Raw genomic sequence first — 17,072 nt, 5'->3', positions numbered from 1 at the left:
GGTCGAATGAGGAGACGAAACGCGGCGCGTTCGTGAGCCCCAGCCGCTGCGCGATCTCCTCGCGGGTGAGATCGTCGGCAGTCGCCGTCAGCGCGATGCGCGGCACCTGCGGAAAGCGCTCTGCGATGATCGACAGGCCGATATATTCAGGGCGGAAGTCATGCCCCCATTGCGAGACGCAATGCGCTTCGTCGATGGCGAACAGCGCGATATCGGCTTGTTCCAGCATCGCCAGGCAACGCGGATTCACGAGGCGTTCGGGTGCGACGTAAAGCAGATCGAGATCGCCGGCGAGCAATCGTCGCTCGACCTCGTTGGCTTCCTCCCACGACAGCGTGGAATTCAGCACCGCGGCATTGACGCCGAGTTCGAGCAGGCCTGCGACCTGATCACGCATCAAGGCGATCAGCGGCGATACCACGATGCCGCAGCCTTCGCGCAACAGGGATGGCAGCTGATAGCAGAGCGATTTACCGCCGCCGGTCGGCATCAGAACGAGGCAACTACCACCATCGGTGACGTGGCGGACGATCTGCTCCTGTTCGCCGCGGAAACCGGGCAGGCCGAACACCGCATGCAGTCGCGCCAGCGCATCGGCCCCGAGTGCATCGGGAGACACAGCAGATTTACGCGCGGGACCAGTAACGGACATGGGTGGTGGTCTATTCCTGATTCGTTGGAGCGTATATCGGGGAACAAGCCGGTTCGCCTTGATCACGCCGCTTTACCGCTGTGAATGCAAGTTCTATGACATGGAGACGCGCGAGCAGGCCAGCCGCGCCGCAACCGGGCAAATAGAAAAGCCGTATGCCATTCATTTTGCGCCTCTTTTCCTGGCTTCTCAATCGCAAGCCGCGACCGCGTGTCCGCTGGCAGGCCGCGAACGAGAATGCTGCGCGCAAAAACCGCCGGCGGTTCGGCAAAGGGCCGAAGACGACCGTGCTCGCCCATGTGATCGCGCATCGGCCGCCGGTCGAATTGCTCGGCCGTTTGCCCGCGGTGGAATTGTGGAATCTGTCCGATCCCAAGCGCGTGGCGCTGCTCTATCTGCAGCATGGTCGCCGTTTGCGTCTGCCGGCGCCGAAGGCGCTGATGGACGATGCGGTGAAACGCGCACGGGCCGCGGAGTAATTTTTGGGGTGGGACGGCATCACGCGTGATCGCCAAACCGGCCTGCTGCCATCCTTCGAGACGCGGCCAAGAAGGCCGCTCCTCAGGATGAGGGCAGAGTATGGGGTCCCGTAGAAGACCCTCATGGTGAGGAGCCCGCAAAGCGGGCGTCTCGAACCATGCAGGCCGAGCATTATCCCCATCGCGCAAGCCCACCCTCACGCAGTGAAGTCGCTCTTGACGTCGGTTGCCTGAGCGGGAATGGTCGCGGCGTTTTTCTGCTCCAGCAATGAAAGAGCTCCGCATGATCAAGCGTCTCGGTCCCGGCAAGCGTCTCAGCCAGGCTTCCATCCACGGCAACACCGTCTATCTCGCCGGCCAGGTGCCAGATGACTACAGCGGCGACATCAAGGCGCAGACCAAGCAGGTGCTCGACAAGATCGATGCACTGCTCAAGGAAGCCGGCACCGACAAGAACAACATTCTCAGCGCCACCGTCTGGCTGCCCAGCATCAATGATCGCGACGCGATGAACACGGTCTGGGATGCCTGGGTGCCCGAAGTCGGCCCGGCCCGCGCCTGCGTCGAATCGAAGCTCGCCGATCCGGCCATCCTGGTCGAGATCGCCGTCATCGCAGCGATTCCATAAGTCATGCGGCCCACAGCCATTGCGGTCGCTCCCAATGGTGGCCGCAAGGTCAAGGCGGATCACCCCGCCGTTCCGCTGACCCCAGCGGAACTGGCGGTGGTGGCCGTCCACTGCTTCGACACCGGCGCGGCCATGATCCACGCCCATGTCCGCAATGCCGATGGCAGCCATCTGCTCGATGCCGATGCCTATCGCGCCGCCATTGCCGCCATCCGCAGCGCGCTCGGCGATCGGCTTGTCATCCAGATCACCTCCGAAGCGCTTGGCAAATATACGCCGGCACAACAGCGCGCGGTGGTGCAGGCCGTGAAGCCGGAAGCCGCCTCGCTGGCGTTGCGCGAGCTGGTGCCGGATGCGAGCGAGGAAACGGCATTTTCCGATCTGCTCGGCTGGATGAAGCGCGAAAGCGTGGTGCCGCAGATCATTCTCTATGACGTCAATGATGCGATCCGGCTGGCCCAACTACAGAAGCGCGGCCTGATCCCGTTCGAGCGCGTGCCAGTGTTGTATGTACTCGGCCGCTACACTACTGGGCAGGTATCGAGCCCGTCGGATCTGCTGCCATTCCTGGCGCCCGACGCACCAAAATTCGCCCATTGGAGCGTCTGTGCTTTCGGTGCGCAGGAGACCGCGTGCGTCACGGCGGGCGCACTGCTCGGCGGCCACATCCGGGTCGGCTTCGAGAACAATGAGCTGTTGCCGGACGGTTCGCGCGCCAGGGGCAATCAGGACCTGGTTGCCGCGGCACATAGCGCGATTGCGGCGGTGGGGCTGACGGCGGCCACTGCAGACGAGTTGCGTGCCGCCACCACGGACTAATCTGTCTGGCGGATTCTGTGACATGCGTATGACGGTTCTGCTGGCCCCGGTTGCATCCCGCCCTGCATTCACTGCGTGTCACAGATTGGTTGTATTCGCCGGCAATCCGGTTATGTGAGCATCATGGCACGCGATATCGTGATGGCTGCAGGAGGCATCGTCGTGCGGCGTGGAGCCACGCCGCTGTTCGCGGTCGTGTGCATGCGCAAGCGCGGCGACTGGGTGCTGCCGAAGGGCAAGCTCGACGACGGCGAGACGCCCCTCGATGCCGCCCGACGCGAGGTGCTGGAAGAGACCGGCCATTCCGCATCCGTGCAGCAATATCTGGGGACGCTGGCCTATCCGCTCGGCGAGCGCACCAAGGTTGTGCATTTCTGGCACATGGAAGCCGATAGCCGGCCGCCGCAGCGCCTCATGAAGGACATCGCCGAAGTCGCCTGGCTGCCGCTCGATCAGGCCTTGAAGCGGCTGACGCGGCATCACGAACATGCGTTCCTCGCTCAGGTCGGGCCGATGGCGCTGGCGACGACGCAGGAGGCTGCGGCCTTCACCGAAACGCCGCAGATCATCGAGCCTGACATGGCGCCCGTGGTGCCAGACGAAACGTTCGAGCCGATAGAGCCTGCAGGCTGGTTCGCGAAGTTGCGACGCTTGTTCGGGCTGTCATCCAAACGCTCCCCTCACCCGCCGCGCTTCGCGCGACGACCTCTCCCCGGTGGGGAGAGGTGAAGGTCCCCTCGCATTGACGCTCGGATCACCTCTCCCTGCCGGGGAGAGGTCGGATTGCGTAGCAATCCGGGCGAGGGGGCTCTTCTTTAGCTCCCGCGAATGATCACGCCATACCAGCCGAGACCTTTGTAGGTCTCGTAGCCGGGCGTGGCATGGAAGGCGATGAGGCTGCCCGAGCGATCTTGATAGAAACCGTTGCTGCGGCCGTTCTGGGTCAGTGTGATACGCTCGCTCAGCAGCCCCTGTCCGTCGGAGGAGGCGATGATCCGCAAGTTGGAATCCACCAGCAGCACGCGGGTCTTGTCGTCATCGACGCGAACGCCCTCGACGATGGCGCGGGCCTGCGCTTCCCAATCGAAATGAATGGCCAGCACGCCGATGGCGCGGCCATTGGCCTTGCCGCCCTCGCGCACGCTGGCGCAATAGGTCGCGACCTGCGCATTGCCGAGCAAAGGCTGGCGCTCCACATCACCGGCGACATAGTCGTCGCCCGTGCGCAGGATGCGCGCATCGCGAAACCACGACGTGCCGGCAATGTTCTGGCCGCGCACCGCATAGCGGTCGCCACGGCCGGTGGCGATGATATTGCCCTGCATGTCGCACAGCCACAGATCGAGATAGACGGTGTAGGCGCCAAGGATCACCGCGAGGCGTTCCGATACATGGGCAATCGTCGCCTCATCGGGATGGGCGGCGGCATCGACCACGGCGGAGTCGGTTGCCCACCAGCGCACATCGCAGGTGCGCTCATAGAGATTGCGGTCGATCAGCTCGATGGCATTGAGGGCGAGATCGACCATGCGTTCGCCGCGGGAGCGGTCGGTCATCTTCTCGATGCTGGACATCAGGCTGCCGGTGCGCGCGGTGAGCTGCGATTCCAGATCGCGCGCGATGGCCTCGACCTGTTGGCCGACATTGCGCACTTCCTGCGCCACCACCGCAAAGCCCGCGCCCTGCGCGCCGGCGCGCGAGCTTTCGATCAGCGCGTTCAGCGCCAGCATCTTCATCTGGTTGGTGATGTGCTGGATCGCCCTGGTCTTCTCGCAGGCGATCTCGTTGACCTCGCCGGTCAGGCGCGCGATCAGCGCGGAGATATCGGCGACATCCTCGTTCTCGCCAGTTGCTGCGGGCGCCGCCGAATGAGCGGTGCGGTTCATCGCCAAAACCATGGTCGCGTCCTCGTTGACAGCAATCAAGTACCTTTAGTTTTCGCCGATTATGCTTAATGGCCCCTTAATTTCCGTCTCGCGGACCGAGTGCTCTATGCAGCAGGCACGACCGGGACCAGGCAGTTTTCGATGACAGTCAGCAGGTCCCGCGGTTTGAACGGCTTGCGGATGCAGCGCGTCGCACCGAGCGCAAGCGCCATGCGCAGGAAATCCGGTGCCGGCGAATGGCTCTCGGCAAAGGCGTAACCGGACAGCGCGATCAGCGGCACATCCGGGGCCTCGCCGTGAAACAGCCGAACGGACTCGAAGCCGTCCATATGCGGCATGAAGATATCGACGATGAGCAGATCGAAGGGGCAAACGTGGAGTTTCTCCAGCGCGTCGGCAGCACCGGCGGCAATGACCACGACATGGCCCCGCTGGGCCAGCCAGAATTGTACCGAGCGCGAGATCAGCACGTCGTCATCGATCATGAGAATGCGCGACATCTCCAAGGCTCCCCAGCCCGACCGGTACGGGGGGCGGCTGGCCACCGCCTTCTGTCGCCGGCATCGACGCGAATCGAATGCCGAGGGTGACGGCAAGCCGACTGCGTGTCTGTGCAAGTTTGCACATATTAAAGTTGTATTAACCATAAATATCGCTAGATGCGCATGGCCGGCGGAAAACAATGGGATATCAACCCCATGCAGGTAGTCAGGTCGCATCACCACCACGACCGGATGACGGCTGTCATGCCCGTGATTGACGCTCACATCGACGACCGCACCAGCGATGCCAATCAGGATCCGTTGGGCGCCACCACGTCCGAATTGTCCGAGGAACTGATCTTCCTGATCGCCTCGGCGGCGACGGATGATCAGCGCAAACAGGCCACCGAACTGTTTCGTTACTTCAGCCGCAAGCTGGAAGACGAAGCCTATCGGCGCGGCCAGGATAGCGTCGCGCCGCGTCAATTGCCGGCGCCCGCGATGCCGCTCGCGCTGGAAGCACCGACCATTCAGCCGACCGAACAGGCTTCCGACGAAGTGCAGGTCAGCTTGATTCCGCAGGTGCGCTGGCTGCGCTGAGCTACGGAACGACGCGAGCCCGTGCGTTAGCCATTCGCTTAACCATTCGCTGGCCAAATGTGCCTCTGTGATTCGTGAGTGTCCCTTCGTGCAGAGTGGTCGTCCAGTGAGCGTAGTCATTCCTTTTCCGAAGCGTACGGCCCCTGTGATCGACATGGCCGATGAGTGCGACATCGATATTTTCACCGCCGTCGATCTGGCGATCCGCGACCTCCGCGAGATTTCCGAAATCGCCAATGAAGTTGGTCGTGCGCGCGCCCGCGAATGCCTGGCGATGCTTGAAAACGCCTATGCGGTGGCTCTGGAAGCCTGAGCCCGACATCACTAGTTAAGGGGAAGCGTGGAGCCGTGGTTGTGGCCATGGACTCCGCAAAATCGCGTCGTTATATGCGGCGCATTCCCCTTTATCGTGATCAGGCTCATTCATGACGACCACCGACACCGCTGCACCCGTTTCCCAGCCGTTTCAGGCCGAAGTCGCCGAATTGCTGAACCTGATGGTTCACTCGGTCTATTCCGAGACCGACATCTTTCTGCGCGAACTGGTCTCCAATGCGTCGGACGCTTGCGACAAGCTCCGCTATGAGGCCATCGCCAATCCGCAGCTGGTGCCCGACGGCCAGACGCAAAACATCACCATCATTCCTGACAAGGAAGCGAACACGCTCACCATCGTCGATACCGGTATCGGCATGGATCGTCAGGAACTGATCGACAATCTCGGCACCATCGCCAAGTCCGGCACCAAGTCGTTCCTGTCGCGCCTGACCGAAGCCAAGGACGGCGCCGGCCTGATCGGCCAGTTCGGTGTCGGTTTCTATGCCGCTTTCATGGTGGCTGAGAAGATCATCGTCACCTCGCGCCGCGCCGGCACCCATGATGCCTTCACCTGGACCTCGACGGGCGGTGCCGGTTTCGAGATCGCGCAGCTCAATGACGGCATGAGCGTGCCCGCCGGCACCTCGATCGAGTTGCAGCTCAAGGACGACGCCAAGAAGTATCTCGAGAGCTGGGAGATCGAGCGGATCGTCACGTCCTATTCGGACAACATCCAATTTCCGATCCTGCTCAAGGACGGCGATGGCGAGCCGAAGCAGATCAACTCGGCCAGCGCGCTGTGGCAGCGCTCCAAGTCGGAGCTGACGCCGGAGGACTACAGCAAGGCCTACAAGTCCATCGCCAATGCCTATGACGAGCCGGCGATGACGGTGCATTACCGCGCCGAAGGCCGCTATTCCTATGCCGTGCTGCTGTTCGCGCCAGAGTCGAAGCCGTTCGACCTGTTCGAGCCCGAGCGCAAGGGCCGCGTGAAGCTCTATGTGAGGCGCGTGTTCATCACCGACGATGCGGATCTGCTGCCGTCCTATCTGCGCTTCATCCGCGGCGTCATCGATGCCGAGGACCTGCCGCTGAACCTGTCGCGCGAGATGCTGCAGAACAATCCGCAGCTCGCCCAGATCAAGAAGGCGGTAGCGACGCGGGTGATCGGCGAATTCGAGACGCTGGCTGAAAAGGACGCCGAGACCTTCACGAAAATCTGGGACGCGTTCGGCCCGGTGCTGAAGGAAGGCATCTATGAGGATTTCGAGCGCCGCGAGAAGCTGCTCGCACTGTCGCGTTTCACGACCACCTCTGGCGAGAAGCGGACGCTGAAGCAGTATGTGGCTGACCTCAAACCGAACCAGACCGAGATCTATTATCTCGCCGGTGACAGCCTCGATCGTCTCAAGTCGAATCCGAAGCTGGAAGCGGCGAAGTCGCGCGGCATCGAAGTGTTGTTGCTGTCGGACGCGGTGGATGCGTTCTGGACCTCGGCGCCGCTGGAATTTGACGGCAAACCGCTGAAGTCGCTGAGCCAGGGCGAGATCAATCTCGATCTGATCCCGGAGGTCGAGGCCGACAAGGACGAACCAAAGCCGGATGCGGCCGATGAAGCCTCGACCATCGCCGTGATCAAGGAGGCGCTCGGCGAGCGCGTCTCCGACGTCAAGGCCTCGACGCGCCTCACCAGCTCGGCCTCGTGCCTCGTCGCCGGTGGCCGTGGCCCGGATCGCGAGCTCGAGCGCATGCTGGCGATGCAGAACCGTGGCAGCGCCACCAAGCCGATCCTTGAAATCAATCTGCGCCATCCGCTGGTGACGAAGATCGCCAGTGCCGACAAGGCGGTGGGCGGCGAGGCGGCTGATATCGCGTTCCTGCTGCTGGAGCAGGCGCAGATCCTTGACGGTGAACTGCCGGAAGATCCGGCGGCATTTGCCACACGGCTGAACCGGCTGGTGCTGCGCGGGCTCTGACGTTCTGTAGGGTGGGCAAAGGCGCGAAGCGCCGTGCCCACCATTCACATGCCAACTCAGATGGTGGGCACGCTTCGCTTTGCCCACCCTACAAGGACCATTCCATGAGCGCTGTCTTCGAAAAGCTGATCGCCAAATACGCCGAGCGCGGGGATTTCGAGCGCCTGAAGCAATATCAGGCCGACCGCGTCGCCTGGATCGAGAGCATCCGTAACGGCACTTATGAGAAGATGCATCTGGTCGAGGACAATGACCCGGTGCCGTTGATTGCGGAAATCGAGCGCGAACTCGCCTGCATCGCGGCGGCATTGAAGAAACAGCACTGACCACGGATGCCCGGCCGGTCGCTGCGTTAAATGACACTTCGGTGATCGCGCCGCATCATCCGAAAGTCACACTCGCCAGTTGCAAACATCTCCCATAGTGTGCGGCCCATAAAAAATATTGGGAGGCACTTATGAAACTTGGGCTGACGTTCGCTGCCGCGCTTTGCGGCCTTTTCCTTGCCACGTCCACGCTGACCCCCGCTGCGGCGCAGGGTGTGAAGATCGGCATCCTCAACGACCAGTCCGGCGTCTATGCCGATTACGGCGGCAAGTGGTCGCTCGAAGCCGCCAGGATGGCGGTGGAAGACTTTGGCGGCGAAGTGCTGGGCGGCAAGGTCGAACTGGTCACCGCCGATCACCAGAACAAGCCGGACCTGGCTGCTGCCATCGCGCGCCGCTGGTACGATGTCGAGAATGTCGACATGATCACCGAATTGACCACCTCCTCGGTGGCGCTGGCGGTGCAGGAACTGTCCGCCCAGGCCAAGAAGATCGACATCGTGGTGGGGGCCGCGACCTCGCGTATCACCGGCGATGCCTGCACGCCCTATGGTTTCCACTGGTCGTTCGATACCCGCGCACTCGGCGTCGGCACCGGCGGTGCGCTGACAGAGACCGGCGGCGACACCTGGTTCTTCCTCACCGCCGATTACGCCTTCGGCTATTCGCTGGAGAAGGACACCGGCGATATCGTGAAGTCGAAGGGCGGCAAGGTGGTCGGCGCCGTGCGCCATCCGCTGAATTCGTCGGATTTCTCGTCGTTCCTGCTGCAGGCACAGGCCTCGAAGGCCAAGGTCATCGGCCTCGCCAATGCCGGCCTCGACACCACCAATGCGGTGAAGCAGGCGGCTGAATTCGGCATCGTCGCCGGTGGCCAGAAGCTCGCCGGCCTGCTGCTGACGCTGGCGGAAGTCCACGGCCTCGGTCTCAATGCAGCACAGGGCCTCGTGCTGACGGAGTCCTTCTATTGGGACCGCGACGACAAATCGCGCGAATTCGCCGAGCGCTTCTTCAAGCGCACCCAACGCATGCCGAACATGATCCAGGCCGGCACCTATTCTGCCACGCTGTCCTATCTGAAAGCCGTGAAAGCAGCCGGTACCAAGGACTCGGACGCGGTCGTCAAGAAGCTGAAGGAGCTTCCGGTGGATGACGCCTTCGCCCAGGGCGGCAAGGTGCAGGCCAATGGCCGCCTGGTGAAGGATCTCTATCTGTTCGAGGTCAAGAAGCCGGCGGATTCCAAAAAGCCGTGGGATTACTACAAGCAGCTCGCAGTGGTGCCGGCAGCCGCAGCTTTCCCGGTCGCCAAGGATAGCGGCTGCCCGCTGACGAAGTAGTCTTGCTTAACCTCTCTCCGCATCTTGCGCGGGGAGAGGTCGCCGCGTCTTCGCGGCGGGTGAGGGGCGAGGCACGCGTTGATTGACTATGCTTTCTCTTTCTTCGGACCGGAGGAGCCGACCCGAAGAGTGTGCGCCGTCGCTCTGATAGCGCTTAATACCCCGTCATCTCCAGATATCCCACGCCGCCATGCGAGCCGCTGAATCGCACTGGCCCTTCCCAATAAGCAAAAGTCGTCGTCATCCAGCTTTGCGGATTGAGCGGCACCGTCTCGATCTGCAATCGGCGTGACGCAATCGCAATGCGCCATGCGGTGGGAATTTTGCGGCCGGCTATCTCGGTCGTTGCCATCGGTGTCATCACGATGGCATCGGGCGCCAGTTGCACCGATTGGCCATCTGCCGTGATCCAGTTGCCTGCAAAGTAGTGGCTGCCGTCCTTCTGGCGCAGCCGGAACAGCATCAGCTTCTCATCATCGGGCAGATGCAGCGAGAACCAGTCCCAGCCGGTTTGATCCGATGCGAGCGGCTGGCTCGAATATTCGCGGTCCATCCAGGCGCGACCGGTGACGGCGATATCCTTGCCGTCGATGTTCAGTACGCCCGTCGCCATGAAGTAAGGCTGGCTGTAATAATAAGACGCCTGGCCGCGCTCGGATTTGCGGCTATAGCCGGCATCGCCCTGCAGCACCAAAGGCTGCTTCGCGTCGAGGCGGAGCCGATAGCTGAAATTTTCTGACGATGCCGTGACCTCAAGCGGTGCGACAGTCATGTCTGAGAAGCCGTCGAGCCCGCGCATCTCCCAAGCATCGATCCAGGCGCGAAACGGCGTTGTCGTAACACCAGCCTGCCCGATGCCGCCGCGCGCAAATGTCTCCGCAGAGTGATGCGCCGTTGCCGATGTCACGCCGGCATGGCCCATCCAGATCTGCGGTGTCGTCCAGCCGCTGTCCTGCGTGCTCGGCGCCATGGCCTGGCGAAACAGCGTCCACTGCACGCCATAGGCGTTGCCCGAAGCATCGGTGAGATTGGCGGTGAGGTACCACCATTCGATGCGGAATTCCGGATGAGACCCGTGATCGGCGGGGAAGCTCAGCATGCGGCCGGGCACGACCTGCGCAAAGCCATCGGCATCGCGCCCGAGGCCTGCAAAGCCTTGTGCCAATGCGTACGGAGCGCCGAGCCCCATCAGTGCTAGGCCGCCGGAAAAACTGCGTCGTGTCAGCCTAGCGCTCATTGGCGAACACTTTCACGAGTTCGGCCGGCTGCATCCGCAGCAGCTTGAGCATCGGCAGCAGCGAGGCCAGCAAAGCGGCCAGCATGGCGACGCCAAGCAGCGTGATCAGCTGCATTGGAAAAACATGGAATGGCAGCCGCCATCCGAACGCCTTCACATTGACGATGGCGATCAGGCACCAGGCAACCAGCAATCCCAGCGGCAGCGCGAGCAGCGACGTGATCAGGGCCACGCACATGGTCTTCAGCAGCTCGATTGCGGCCAGGCGCCGGCGTGTCAGGCCGATGGCCCACAGCGGCGCCAGTTGCGGCAGGCGCGAATTACTCAGCGTTAGCAGGCTCGTCAGCAGTGCCACGCCCGCGACGCCGAGCGTGAAGGCATTGAGTGCAGAGGTGACAGCAAAGGTGCGGTTGAAGATGCCGAGCGATTCCTTCTTCACACTGGCCTGATCGGCGAGATTGCGGCCATCGAGGCCGAAGCGGGCGCGGATGGCATCGATCACGGCGGGTACGTTCTCGGGCGCGACGCGCAGGCCCATGCGGGTCTGCGGACTATCCGGGAAATGCTTCAGCAGCGCATCGACATTGACCGCGAGCTGCCCTTTCGGATTACCGTAATCGGCATAGATGGCGACGACTTGCAGGGGCCACGGTCCGCTCGGCGTCGGCACCGTGATGCCCTGGCCGATCGCCAGCGTCATACGCCGCGAGAGTTGCTCGCTGATCAATGCGCCGTCACCGGCGCGGACGCGATCCCAGGCATCCCGTGTCGCATCAAGCAATGGCCAGTGATCCCTGAAGGTGGCGTGATCGGGCAGGCCATTGATCTCCACCGGCGCGCCGTCGAGCTGGATCTCGGCGCGGCTGCCGGGCAATACGGCCAGCACGTCGGGACGCCGCTTCACCCAGTCCTTGAGTTCGCGCGCCTGAGCATCACTGGCGGCGTTGATGTAAATGTCCGATGACAATCGTCCGTCCAGCCAGCCGACAAAAGTGCGGCTGAAGCTCTCGACCATGGTGCCGACGCCGACATTCACGGCCAGTGCGAGCAGCAGCGCCATCAGTGCGAGAGACAGGCCGGAGAGTTGCAGACGGCTGTCGGCCCAGAACCATGTGAGGATCGGCCGACGGGTACTGCGTTCGCCAGCTGCCAGCACAAGGCCGAGCAAAACGGGAAGGGCGAGTGCGGCGCCAAGCAGCAGTGCGGCGAGGACGGTGAAGCCGGCGATGAGGGAATCGCCAAACCACAGCACGAGTGCGGCTGCGGCGAAGACGAGCAATGCGCCGCCGCCCTGCAATCGCAGCCAGCGATGCTGGGCCTGCTGCCAGGCATAAGGCTGCGCTGTGGCCAGCAGCGGCAGGCGCGCGGCCTTGAGCAGGCTCGATATGGCGGCCAGCAGTGCGCCGATCACCGAGATCGCGAGGCCTGCGAGCCACCATTCCGGCTTTAGCGAGAGCTGGCCGGGGATCTGCGCGCCATAGAGCCCGCGCAGGCTGGCGGCGACGTCGGGCAGCAGCGAGGCCGCAATGACATAGCCGCAGACGAGGCCGATGATGCCGGCCATCAACGCGATGCTGACGAGTTCGAGGATCAGCACCGCATTGAGCTGTCGGGCGGAGACACCGCAGGCGCGCAGCGTGCGCAGCATCGGCAGGCGCTGTTCGAAGCCGAGGCCGATGGCGGAATTGACGATGAACAGGCCGACAAAGAAGGACAGCAGCCCGAAGGCGGTGAGGTTGAGGTGAAAACTGTCGGTCAGGCGTTCGAGATCGGTCTCGCTTTCGGGCTGAACGATGCGAAGCTGCTGGCCGGCGACGCTGTCCAGCGCCGTGCGAGGCCCCTTCGTTTTGCCGATCAGGAGCCGCGTGATCTGATCGGGCATCGCCAGCAGCGTTTGCGCGATGCCGATATCGACCACGATCACGCCTGGCGCGAGCGCCGGCTGCAGTTTCAGCGGTGGCAGCATCCGGCCATTGCCGAGCGTCGGCGTCGCGCCTTCGCTTAGTCGTAGGTCGTTCAGCGTCTCACGCGAGATCAAAGCCTGCCCCGGCGGCGCGATGAAGGCCTGCGCACCCGAGGTGCCGATCTCCGCCGCAGCGCTGGCTTCCGCTGGCATCGTCACTGGCTCGATGCCGAGCAGACGCACGCTGCGGCCTTCGATCTGCGTGCGCGCTTCAATCACGGGCGATACCGGCCAGCCGGCACGGCGGAGGTCGACGAACAGCTGTTGCGGGAACGCGCCACCCCTCGGCGACACCAGCATTGGCGTGCGGGTGCCGCCGAAAGCCGCAGCGGCGCGGTCGTAGCTCGTGCGCGCTTGCTGGTTCAGTGCTTGCACGCCGCTCCACAGTGCGGTGGCGGCGATCAGGCCGATCATCAGCGTGGCGAATTGCAGCGGATGCCGGCGCCAGTGGCTGAGCAGCACGGCGAGGATCCACAGTGCGCGCCTCACGCGATCAGTCCCGCATGGAGATGGACGCGGCGATCCAGCATGGCGGCAAGGCGCTCGCTGTGCGTCACCATCAGGAGACCGCAACCGCTGCGGGCGACGAGATCGCGCACGAGGTGCATCACCTCATCGGCCGTGTCTTCATCGAGATTGCCGGTGGGCTCATCGGCGAGGAGCAGTGCTGGCTTTGACGCCAGCGCGCGCCCGATAGCAACGCGCTGTTGCTGGCCGCCGGAGAGCTGCTCGGGATAGCGCTTCAACAGCGCGCTGAGGCCGAGGCGTTCGATCAATTCGTTCTGCCATGTCGCGTCATGTCGTCCGGCAATGCGCGACTGGAAGGCGAGATTGTCTGCGACGGACAGCGACGGGATCAGGTTGAACTGCTGAAACACGAGGCCGAGCCGGTCGCGGCGGAGCGCAGCGCGCTCGGCATCCTTGAGCCCGGTGATTGTGATATCGCCCAGCACGATCTCGCCATCATCGGCCTCGTCGAGGCCGGCAATCAGATGCAGCAGCGTGCTCTTGCCGCTGCCGCTCTCGCCAGTGAGTGCCACGCTTTCACCGGGGGAAACCGTGAGATCGACACCGCGGAGAACGGCGACGGTGTCCTGTGCGGAGCGGTAGGATTTGGTGAGATTGCGAACGGAGAGCATGCGGCATGACTATAGCACACCCATGTCGTCCCCGCGAAGGCCGGGACCCGTAGCCTCCGAAGGCGAAATCGGACCGCATAGTCACGGCCATCGCGTTTCATCAACATCGACAGCGTGTATGGGTCCCCGCCTTCGCGGGGACGACGATTTAGCGCTTCCGTTCCGACACCACCGCCAGCAGCACCGTCGCCGCCATGAAGCAGGCGGAGGCGCCGAACACCCAATGTGGCATGGCGTGGTCCATGAACCAGCCGAACATGATCGGGCTCACGATGCCGCTGAAATTGAAGCCGGTGGAAACGATGCCGAAGGCGCGTCCTGCTGCGCCGGGCGGTGCCGCCTGCCGCACCAGCATGTCGCGCGATGGCGTGATCACGCCGCCGAGGAAGCCGGCGATGGTCATGGCAGCGACGATGGCCCATGCGGGCAACGAGAAGGCCGCGATGGCGCCGATGATGGCCGCATTGACGGTGAAACATACGGCCGCGACGCGGCTGTGATGCTTGGTGCGATCGGCCAGCCAGCCGCCTGCGAGCACACCAACGGCGCTGGCGGCGAGGAACGAGGTCAGCGCGACATTGGCCGATGACAGCGTGATGCCATAGCCTTCCATCAGCGCGACGATGCCGAAACTGTTGATGCCACCCTGCGACAGCGCCAGCAGCGTGAAAAACAGCGTCAGCATCATGATCGCTGGGGTCATGACACTGACCTTGGCGACAGGACCGTTGCCGTTATCAGTCCGCACAGCACCGGCATCGGGGATGCCGACCACGATCAGCATCAGCGCGATGGCGACGCCGATGGCACCGGCGACAATCAGCGCGCCTTGGCCGCCGATCGAGGCCAGCAATGCCACCATCATCGGAGGCGCGACGGCGCCGCCGACGAAGCCGGCAAAGGTGTGGATCGAGAAGGCGCGACCCATTTTCGACTCGTCCATATGGGCGGCGAGGATGGCGTAGTCGGCGGGGTGATAGACGCTGTTGGCGAGGCCGAGCAGGCCGGCGCAGATGATCAGCGCGGGGTAGCTGAGAAACAGGCCGAGCGAGACCAGCGCGCAGCCGCCGAGCATGACACCGAGGATCAGGATGATGCGTGCGCCCACGCGATCGACCAGAAAGCCGATCGGTGCCTGGGTCAGGCCGGAGACGACGGCAAAAGTGGTGAGCGCGAAGCCGAGATCGATATAGCTGACGCCGAGCCGGTCCTTGAGGAAGGGAAACAGCATCGGCAGCACGAAGATATGGAAATGGCTCACCCAATGCGCGATCGAGATCGCGGTCAGGGTCCGGTTGGCGGATGCCTCCGGTGCGTGCGCTGTCGTGGCCGGAATATCGACCATTCTGGTTTCCGCCCTCTAACGTGTTGTTCGACGTCGGGAATTTCCCGCTACCCGTAAAGCCCGCGCGGCAATTTGTCCATCAACGGGGCAACATGCTGCCAATGCAGGCAGCGCAGGGATGGGTGGTGTTGAACGACGGGGATCGTGCTCGGCCTGCATGGTTCGAGACGCCCGCTTCGCGGGCTCCTCACCATGAGGGTCTCTACAGCGCCATACTCTGCCCTCATCCTGAGGAGCGGCCTCTTGGCCGCGTCTCGAAGGATGGCGGAGAGAGGCTAAGCCCCGATTGATGCACGTCAATGTGGCCTTCCGCCAACCGTCTATCCCGGTGATGCCGCGCAACATCGCGCGGAGGCAGCATAGCCGGGGGAGACATGACTCAGCAGATGGCCGCTTCGTCCTTCGTGCCCTGCACGACCACAACGGGTCCTTCGACCGGTTTCCTGTCCCGCCTCAATTTCAATGATCGCCGGCAATTGATGGCGCTGGGCGAGCGCGTGCCGCGCGGGGCAAACGAGGTCCTGTTCGCGCAAGGCGCGCCTGCCGCGCGCTGCTTCAGCGTGATCGAGGGCGTCGTTTGCCTGTCGCGCGGCATCGGCGACGTCAGGCGTCAGATCGTCGGCTTCGCACTGCCCGGCGATGCGCTCGAGATTGCCGCGCAGCAGCGCCATGAAGTGTCGGCGGCCACGATCGGCCCGGCGCTGGTCTGGGAAATCGCGCGCGAGAGCTTTGCGCAATTCGTCAGCCATCGGCCCTATGTGCTGCATGCGGTGATCGCCTCGGTGGCGACCGATCTCACCGATGCCCATGAGCAGATGTTCTCGCTCGGACGCCGGCCGGCCGAAGAGAAGCTTGCGAGCTTCCTCGCCGAATGGCGCGAGCGCCTGGTGCGTATCGGCAAGGATGTCGAGCCCCTGCCGCTGCCCATGAGCCGCAGGGACATCGCCGACTATCTCGGTCTCACCGTGGAAACCGTCTGCCGCACGCTCGCAAAGCTGGAGCGCCGCGGCGTCATCGAAATCCTGCCGGGCCGCGTGCGGCTGATCGCCGAGCCCAGCGACTTGCTGAGCGCCTGCGGATGACGCTGCGGGATTTGATGTCAATCAAGCCGCCAATGACGGCGATGTGATTGTTGGAATTGTTCTTGGGAAAGACTCATCATGACCAGACCAACTGACGGCGTGAAGTGGATGACGATCGGAGAGTCCGGACTCTCCCTCGTCTGCATCGTCACCGTATTCTTCTCTATCATCGCTGCGGCGAAGGCCGAAGACGCGGCCTATGCGTTCCACGTCGCCGTGTTCGGCGCTGCCGCGCTGGTGTCCGTGTTTCTGATCGTCAATCGCTACTTCGAGCGTGGTGAGCTGCCGCCGCAGGAGATCGATGGTCGCCCGAACTACAATTTTGGCCCGATCAAGTTCGCCGCTGCAGCCTCCGTGATATGGGGCATCGCCGGCTTCCTCGTCGGCCTCGTGATCGCCATGCAGCTCGCCTGGCCTGCGCTGAACTTCGATCTGCCATGGACAAGCTTCGGCCGATTGCGGCCACTGCACACATCTGCCGTCATCTTCGCCTTCGGCGGCAATGTGCTGATCGCCACATCGTTCTTTGTCGTGCAGAAGACCGGTCGCACGCGCCTTGCCGGCGATCTGTCGCCATGGTTCGTCGTGCTCGGCTACAATCTCTTCATCGTCATCGCCGGCACCGGCTATCTGCTCGGCAATACCCAGGGCAAGGAATATGCAGAGCCGGAATGGTATGCCGATCTGTGGCTGACCATCGTCTGGGTGATGTATCTGCTGGTGTTCGTTGCGACGCTGATGAAGCGCAAGGAGCCGCATATCTTCGTCGCCAACTGGTTCTATCTCGCCTTCATCATCACCAT

18 protein-coding genes are annotated in these 17,072 nt (G+C 63.2%); 11 read left to right on the top strand and 7 right to left on the bottom strand.

Translation table 11 applies throughout. The annotated features are described in order from the left end of the window. Positions 1-652, bottom strand: a 652-nt coding sequence (locus tag ACIQ2A_RS22020) for a RecQ family ATP-dependent DNA helicase (RefSeq protein ID WP_398483373.1), incomplete at its 3' end; no start/stop codon positions are given. 155 nt (positions 653-807) lie between these two features. Between ACIQ2A_RS22020 and ACIQ2A_RS22015 the strand changes: the two genes are divergently transcribed. The 4 genes from ACIQ2A_RS22015 (at position 808) to ACIQ2A_RS22000 (ending at position 3,307) form a co-directional block, all read left to right on the top strand. Beyond that, positions 808-1,131 carry a hypothetical protein gene (locus tag ACIQ2A_RS22015; RefSeq protein ID WP_398483371.1) on the top strand — a complete coding sequence of 108 codons (324 nt, stop codon included), beginning with the start codon at positions 808-810 and terminating at the stop codon, positions 1,129-1,131. A gap of 283 nt (positions 1,132-1,414) precedes the next feature. Continuing rightward, positions 1,415-1,759: a RidA family protein gene (locus tag ACIQ2A_RS22010; protein ID WP_398483369.1), complete on the top strand. Its 345-nt coding sequence runs from the start codon at positions 1,415-1,417 to the stop codon at positions 1,757-1,759. Between the two features lie 3 nt (positions 1,760-1,762). Further along, positions 1,763-2,578 (top strand): 3-keto-5-aminohexanoate cleavage protein, encoded by an 816-nt coding sequence (locus ACIQ2A_RS22005; protein ID WP_398483367.1) that lies wholly within the window; start codon positions 1,763-1,765, stop codon positions 2,576-2,578. A gap of 123 nt (positions 2,579-2,701) precedes the next feature. Beyond that, positions 2,702-3,307, top strand: a complete 606-nt coding sequence (locus ACIQ2A_RS22000) for an NUDIX hydrolase (RefSeq protein WP_398483365.1) — start codon at positions 2,702-2,704, stop codon at positions 3,305-3,307. A gap of 86 nt (positions 3,308-3,393) precedes the next feature. Here ACIQ2A_RS22000 and ACIQ2A_RS21995 read toward each other — a convergent pair whose 3' ends face one another. Together ACIQ2A_RS21995 and ACIQ2A_RS21990 are read right to left on the bottom strand one after the other, a co-directional pair. Continuing rightward, positions 3,394-4,476, bottom strand: coding sequence for a methyl-accepting chemotaxis protein (locus ACIQ2A_RS21995; RefSeq protein WP_398483363.1), 1,083 nt, complete (start codon positions 4,474-4,476; stop codon positions 3,394-3,396). 92 nt (positions 4,477-4,568) lie between these two features. Continuing rightward, entirely contained in the window at positions 4,569-4,964 is a 396-nt protein-coding gene (locus tag ACIQ2A_RS21990) for a response regulator (protein WP_398483361.1), read from the bottom strand. Between the two features lie 159 nt (positions 4,965-5,123). Here ACIQ2A_RS21990 and ACIQ2A_RS21985 point away from each other — a divergent pair, with 159 nt between their 5' ends. From ACIQ2A_RS21985 to ACIQ2A_RS21965, 5 genes are all read left to right on the top strand, one after another. Further along, positions 5,124-5,546, top strand: coding sequence for a hypothetical protein (locus ACIQ2A_RS21985; protein WP_398483359.1), 423 nt, complete (start codon positions 5,124-5,126; stop codon positions 5,544-5,546). 106 nt (positions 5,547-5,652) lie between these two features. After that, positions 5,653-5,859 (top strand): hypothetical protein, encoded by a 207-nt coding sequence (locus tag ACIQ2A_RS21980; RefSeq protein ID WP_398483357.1) that lies wholly within the window; start codon positions 5,653-5,655, stop codon positions 5,857-5,859. Between the two features lie 112 nt (positions 5,860-5,971). Further along, a complete protein-coding gene (htpG, locus tag ACIQ2A_RS21975; RefSeq protein ID WP_398483355.1) occupies positions 5,972-7,840 on the top strand; it encodes a molecular chaperone HtpG in 1,869 nt (622 codons plus the stop codon). Positions 7,841-7,944: 104 nt separating this feature from the next. Continuing rightward, positions 7,945-8,166, top strand: coding sequence for a hypothetical protein (locus ACIQ2A_RS21970; RefSeq protein ID WP_398483353.1), 222 nt, complete (start codon positions 7,945-7,947; stop codon positions 8,164-8,166). Positions 8,167-8,297: 131 nt separating this feature from the next. Continuing rightward, entirely contained in the window at positions 8,298-9,503 is a 1,206-nt protein-coding gene (locus ACIQ2A_RS21965) for an ABC transporter substrate-binding protein (protein ID WP_398483351.1), read from the top strand. Positions 9,504-9,657: 154 nt separating this feature from the next. On the opposite strand, the gene ACIQ2A_RS21960 is transcribed toward ACIQ2A_RS21965, so the two are convergent. From ACIQ2A_RS21960 to ACIQ2A_RS21945, 4 genes are all read right to left on the bottom strand, one after another. Beyond that, the gene (locus ACIQ2A_RS21960; RefSeq protein WP_398483349.1) at positions 9,658-10,740 is read right to left on the bottom strand and encodes a lipocalin-like domain-containing protein; all 1,083 of its coding nucleotides are present in this window, start codon (positions 10,738-10,740) and stop codon (positions 9,658-9,660) included. Continuing rightward, the gene (locus ACIQ2A_RS21955; protein ID WP_398483347.1) at positions 10,730-13,192 is read right to left on the bottom strand and encodes an FtsX-like permease family protein; all 2,463 of its coding nucleotides are present in this window, start codon (positions 13,190-13,192) and stop codon (positions 10,730-10,732) included. Before ACIQ2A_RS21955 ends, ACIQ2A_RS21960 begins: the two co-directional genes overlap by 11 nt. Further along, positions 13,189-13,842 (bottom strand): ABC transporter ATP-binding protein, encoded by a 654-nt coding sequence (locus ACIQ2A_RS21950; RefSeq protein WP_398483345.1) that lies wholly within the window; start codon positions 13,840-13,842, stop codon positions 13,189-13,191. Before ACIQ2A_RS21950 ends, ACIQ2A_RS21955 begins: the two co-directional genes overlap by 4 nt. A 148-nt stretch (positions 13,843-13,990) precedes the next feature. Then, a complete protein-coding gene (locus ACIQ2A_RS21945) occupies positions 13,991-15,187 on the bottom strand; it encodes an MFS transporter (RefSeq protein WP_398483343.1) in 1,197 nt (398 codons plus the stop codon). 374 nt (positions 15,188-15,561) lie between these two features. On the opposite strand from ACIQ2A_RS21945, the gene ACIQ2A_RS21940 reads away from it, so the two are divergent. Together ACIQ2A_RS21940 and ACIQ2A_RS21935 are read left to right on the top strand one after the other, a co-directional pair. Further along, complete coding sequence (locus ACIQ2A_RS21940) at positions 15,562-16,269, top strand: Crp/Fnr family transcriptional regulator (RefSeq protein WP_398483341.1); 708 nt, start codon at positions 15,562-15,564, stop codon at positions 16,267-16,269. Between the two features lie 108 nt (positions 16,270-16,377). Beyond that, a partial coding sequence (locus ACIQ2A_RS21935) for a cbb3-type cytochrome c oxidase subunit I (protein ID WP_398483375.1) occupies positions 16,378-17,072 on the top strand: 695 nt, incomplete at its 3' end.

This window comes from Tardiphaga sp. (assembly GCF_044336785.1).
GTDB lineage: Bacteria > Pseudomonadota > Alphaproteobacteria > Rhizobiales > Xanthobacteraceae > Tardiphaga.
The sequence above is the reverse complement of the archived record's forward strand: the minus strand, read 5'-3'. Positions and strand labels throughout refer to the sequence as shown.